Origin of the sequence: Desulfosarcina cetonica JCM 12296 (assembly GCF_001311845.1) — a bacterium.
Taxonomy (GTDB): domain Bacteria; phylum Desulfobacterota; class Desulfobacteria; order Desulfobacterales; family Desulfosarcinaceae; genus Desulfosarcina; species Desulfosarcina cetonica.
In genome coordinates, this window is the sequence record NZ_BBCC01000294.1 from 1 (window position 1) to 5,108 (window position 5,108).

Sequence of the window (5,108 nt, forward strand, 5' to 3'; positions counted from 1 at the left end):
AAATGACAGGGGCCTAAACCTGACACCGTCAGAGATGCTGAAAGGCTTTGTGCTTTCGAGAATAACAGAACCTGACAGGCGTAATGAGATAAACGATATATGGAAAACACAGATACAGAAGCTGCATGAGTACGGTGAAACATCTGACCAAGCCTTCTTCCAGGCATGGTTTAGGGGCAAATATGCAGTCAGCATCAGGCCAGGCCAGGCAGGCTCAGAGAACAAGGATTTTGAACTCATAGGCTCAAGGTTCCATAACTGGTTCAAGGATAACCACAGGAGCCTATTCAACCTGAAATCCTCGAATGATTTCTATGGGTTCTTCAAGAATCAGTTTCCGTTCTTCGTGAAATGGTATATCAGAACCTGCGAATCATGGAACGACATGGATGACCAGATCCCGCATCTTCATTACATATATAATTGGGGAATTGCAGACTCCCTGCAGGACCCGCTACTTTTGTCGTCGATAAAGTTCGAAGATGATGAAGAGACGGTGAAAAATAAACTCGATCTTGTGGCCAGATTTATCGAGACGTTCACAGTCCGAAGGGCTGTCAACTACAAGAAATTTGGACAGACCACTATAAAGTATACGATGTTCAATCTCATCAAACTGATTAGGAACAATGATTTAGCGGCATTAGGCAAGAACCTGACCAAAGCCATTGATGACATGGAACATAAATGGGACGGGATACAGGATTTCGGTCTTCATGGCCAGAACAGAAAATTCGTGAAGCATCTATTATCAAGAATGTCCAGTTATCTTGATAATCTTGTCGGAAAAACAAACAATTATGTGAGCTACCAACATCCAAAAGGCAGGCAGTTCGAGATTGAGCATCTCTGGGCAGACAAGTTCGATTATTTCAAGGATGAGTTCGACCAGGAGAGCGATTTCCAGGATTGGCGAGACTCTATAGGTGCTTTGGTCCTATTGCCGAACGGAACTAACCAATCGTTCAGCAGCGACAAATATAAGGACAAGCTGAAACACTATCTCAAAGAGAACACCTACGCCCAGACCCTGCACCCGGTTTTCTATGAGAAGAATCCTAATTTCCTGAAAGCCCCGAAGATCGATGAGCTTAAATTCAAGGCGCATCCAGAATTCAAAAAGGCTGACCTTGAGGAGAGGCAGGAACTGGTCCAACGGATCTGTGAGCAACTGTGGTCGACGGATTATTTCAATCAGGAGTGATTAATCAGAATATATTCATCTAAAGAGTGGGAAACGTTTGGATGATATTACTTTTCTTTAAACCATGTAGGCACATCGGGTCAGGTCCTCTAACCAAACCGCCATAGGCATAGAATTTCTGAGCCATACAACCGGATTTACAATCATCGAACCTGGAACATACGCCGCATTCCTCATATGTGTCACCCATTAGATATCCCCTGACGGTATTGAAATATGGCGACTTTTCCCAACATTCTTTCAGGGATTGATCCCCGAGGTTTGAAAAGCTGTCACTTGCACCAATATCTTTGGGTGAGATGTGCTTGAATGCATCGCAGGGAAATATCCGGTAATCAGGGCCTATAGTCATCCTGTCTATGCCTGATCTGCACTGCGGATTTTTCCGAAGCATCAGGAAATTATATGGTGATCCTAAACGTATATCATGCCCTGCTCTGCGGAGATCTTTTATGATTTGTCTGAGTTCGATATTCTGGGGATGGCTGAGCTGCCCGCCGCTGATATCACGGCCTCTCCCTTGTGGAACAAGGCGCAGGACACTTATCCTGCTGATCCCTAATTTCATCGCAAGGTCGGCAATCTGAAGCAGTATCCTGTAATTCCAGGATAACGGGACGAAATGGAATTCTGTCTTGAGACCGATACCCGAGCAATATTTTGAGATCCCGATTGTCCTTTCATAGCTGCCTTTAAAACTTGTGACCGCTTCATGCTCAGCAGGGTTTGCACCGAAGATGCTGAATACAACCCGGTGTAGTCCAGCTGAGTGGAATCGGCGCAGTATATTTTCAGCATCTGGTGCGTTCCCAGTCGTATAAAGGATCGTATGGATTCCATATTCCAAGGATCTTGATACCCCATCTTCAATATGGTCCCATAGCAATGGTTCACCGCCTGAGAAAGCAACCTCATTCACACCCATACTATAGGCTTCATCAAGGATTCTCATAAAGCCAGGCCAGTCCATGTTCAGGCCTGACTTCTGCGTGGACATGCTTGAGCAATGGACACAGTTGAGAAGGCAATCGTGTGTCACTTCAAGCTTGATCTCTTTCAGATTGAATGAGGTATTGTTCGCTTTCAATTTCATGGCGATCCTTTTTTAATCATCTTGGAGATATTGTCGTTGATCTTCCATTTCGGCGGATAATAGAATGATATTTTTTCGTCTGTGGCTCTGAATTTCTGCTTTATCCTGTTCCTTCCGGTGATGCCCATTACCTCGGGGTGGGCAACCCTCGCATATTTGTCAACCTCGCAGAAGAGGTTCTGGCAGTCGATCAGCTGGAGTTTCCGTCCCCAAAGATCCTGGAAATCCAGCCCAAGACGTTCAAATTCCTTTTCCTGGCGTTCCGCCATGAGTTTGATCAGATCGATCTCGCTCAGTCCCGCAGGGTCTGAAAAACATTTCTGAAGCCCGTCCTTTGCACCTGGACCGGGGACCACGAATGACATTTCACTGAAATCTGTCATATTGCTGTAATTGATATCTGAGGCGTATTGATATGCCAGAAAATCACCTATCATTGGATAGCTGCGGAGCAGATCAAAGACCTCCTGCATAGATTTCGCATCGCATATTTTTGAAGGGAGTTCATCGATCATCATCCTCTGTATAAGCTCGAGGTTGTTGCTGTGCTTGGCTCCATGGCCAAATGATTTTCCGCCTGAAGGCATTATATAGGCACCTGAATAGATCCTCACTCTATTGTTCCTGGATTCGGTGAGGAATCTATCATAAGCCTTGAAATCAAACCCGGCCCACGTTATTTCACCAAAATTTTCCAGCAGGATTTTCCAGGTCTCTATCTTGTTGAATGTCTTGAAAAGGATGATCCTGAAGAATACTTCATCAGGGGACTGGTCACCTTCATATATCACACGTTGTATAAGATACTGGCTCACCCTATCAGATGCCCGGTAGGCATTCGTGAATTTGTATTGTTGCAGGATATGGTCCTTTGTCCACGGTGGCTTTTCCCCAATGAAACGCTTGAAGAAGATCGATTGCCTTTCAGCAGCGAAACGCCAGTATGTATCGAACACCTCAGTTATCTTCGTAGGGAGCCAGTGACTCTTGGGGATGATTATCGTTGTTTTCGGCCTCTCAAGAGGAAGGTCGAATATGTCCTGCCTGAACCTTAATGATCCTTTATGGGGGAGATTTCCATTGCCGATCAACCTTACTGTATCGTTCACAACGCTTTTCAGTGATCTGGTATTCCTGACTATACTGATAGGATGATTAACCTTTTCATTATCATAAAGACTGTTATAGGCTTTGCAGACCTTTGACCACATCTGTCTGTCAAGTTCTTCACGGAACGGTTTGTTGCGGGTGATCAGGAAAAGCTGGTCCGGTAAAATGTTGTCCCATATCGTTTTCTCAAGGTTTATCATGGCCTCAACTGTATTGTATGGGATACCTGAAGCCAGACCATAAGCAACGGTCGACCACCAGAACCTGTCGAGGATTACGGTCTTTCCTTCATTCAATGCCGGGAGAATACGATTCTCGATACAGTCGATATGGGCCGCAATGTGGAGAGTCTGAAGGCTTGCAGGCGAGAATTTTTCAATTCCATATTCCTTGCTGTTATGATGGATCTTATAGACAAGATCTCCTATAGTATGTGGTTCTTTACCGGGAAAGCTCAAGAATAATACGTCGATACCCTGACTGTTAAGCCTATCAGAGACCTTTTCGGATATCGTGGTCTTACCGACACCATCCGAGCCTTCGAACACGAACAGCCTTCCCGTCTTTTTTGCAGATGGCCGAACATTAGGCATCGGGCACTTCCTTTCTAAGCAGTTCAGCCAAGCCTTTGAAATCGCCTTTATTGTGCTTATTCCATCTTTTCAGGTTTGTTGCGATGCATGTTACGCCTCTTAGTGTCAATTCCATCTCACCGGCGATGAATCTGCCCAACCGATACAGCCCCAAATAGTTTCCATATGCTTTTTCGATCAGCAGCTGGTTAGCATAGAAGGCTACAACCTTCAGCCCACCTCTACCTTTTGGACCGATTGGATGGAAAACAACCTGTTGGAGGCAAGGAAATCCTAAATACGGTCCAGGTATGTGATCACGATACGGATCAAAGATGCCTGCTTGCAGAGCACTTCGTCTGGCTTTTTTTTCGCTACGTTCCCATTCATCAATTATTGCCTCTATCTGGTTAATGCCTTCATCGCTAAAGGATATAAGTCGTTTAAAATAAGTTCCCCGATCGTTATTTCTACATTTGATAATCTGGGGCCACATCTTAAGATATCTGTCACGGAGCTGCTTTCTGTCACCACCGCACCGTTTCCAGATCGTTTCAGGAAATATCGTACCTGCAACCGTCTCTATGTTGCTTTGGTTTGCTGAACAGATATCGAGCATATCGAGTTGGTTTTCTAGTGCATTACGTATGTCAGCAGTCTCAAGTTCCCATTCAGAGTTATCGTCATCCACGGGGAAAGATACTATACCTGGAGCAACAATTCCCTGTGGTGAATCATAGGCTCTCAAAAAGGCTTTTGCCCAAGCCTCTGAAAGATTGATACCGTTAATCGGTACAGGCAAAACGTCTGTGGTCATTGTTTATCCTCCTCAGGATCTTCAAAGAACCGGAACCTTGCTAATCCCTCATAATGTTTGGATGCGATACGGATGTTGACGCCCCAATCCGCCTCATTGTTGAAGGCCCGTGTATAGCCTCTCGCAACTGCCCGGTATGTATTCTGACCATCGACTGTGCCGTTGAATGACAATCGTGGTGTCTGTTCCAAGATTGCTTTCTCAGGAAGGGCAAGGGTATCACCGATCTCAAGGTCAACCGGGCGGTCATGCCATAATTCATCTACGACGATAACCTCACCCTGGGGAGAACCGCCGAACATGGATTTGATT

At 45.3% G+C, this 5,108-nt stretch carries 5 protein-coding genes; 1 reads left to right on the forward strand and 4 read right to left on the reverse strand.

Annotation, left to right across the window (positions count from 1 at the left end):
• Window positions 1-1,204: GmrSD restriction endonuclease domain-containing protein (locus JCM12296_RS32260; RefSeq protein WP_157068100.1), on the forward strand; the 1,204-nt coding region annotated here is incomplete at its 5' end.
• 19 nt (window positions 1,205-1,223) lie between these two features.
• Here the strand turns inward: JCM12296_RS32260 and JCM12296_RS32265 are convergent.
• The 4 genes from JCM12296_RS32265 to JCM12296_RS40605 form a co-directional block, all read right to left on the reverse strand.
• A complete protein-coding gene (locus JCM12296_RS32265) occupies window positions 1,224-2,297 on the reverse strand; it encodes a radical SAM/SPASM domain-containing protein (RefSeq protein WP_054701739.1) in 1,074 nt (357 codons plus the stop codon).
• Window positions 2,294-4,000, reverse strand: coding sequence for a nucleotide kinase domain-containing protein (locus JCM12296_RS37420; RefSeq protein WP_083456730.1), 1,707 nt, complete (start codon window positions 3,998-4,000; stop codon window positions 2,294-2,296). The genes JCM12296_RS32265 and JCM12296_RS37420 overlap by 4 nt, the downstream gene beginning before the upstream one ends.
• A complete protein-coding gene (locus tag JCM12296_RS32275) occupies window positions 3,993-4,796 on the reverse strand; it encodes a hypothetical protein (RefSeq protein WP_054701742.1) in 804 nt (267 codons plus the stop codon). The genes JCM12296_RS37420 and JCM12296_RS32275 overlap by 8 nt, the downstream gene beginning before the upstream one ends.
• The coding region (locus JCM12296_RS40605; protein WP_218188400.1) for a hypothetical protein at window positions 4,793-5,108 on the reverse strand (316 nt) is incomplete at its 5' end. The genes JCM12296_RS40605 and JCM12296_RS32275, both read right to left, overlap by 4 nt.

What these genes read in the sequence shown, in the direction of transcription:
- JCM12296_RS32265 (WP_054701739.1), bottom strand. Translation starts at nt 2,297, where the DNA reads ATGAAATTGAAAGCGAACAATACCTCATTCAATCTGAAAGAGATCAAG.
- JCM12296_RS37420 (WP_083456730.1), bottom strand. Translation starts at nt 4,000, where the DNA reads ATGCCTAATGTTCGGCCATCTGCAAAAAAGACGGGAAGGCTGTTCGTG.
- JCM12296_RS32275 (WP_054701742.1), bottom strand. Translation starts at nt 4,796, where the DNA reads ATGACCACAGACGTTTTGCCTGTACCGATTAACGGTATCAATCTTTCA.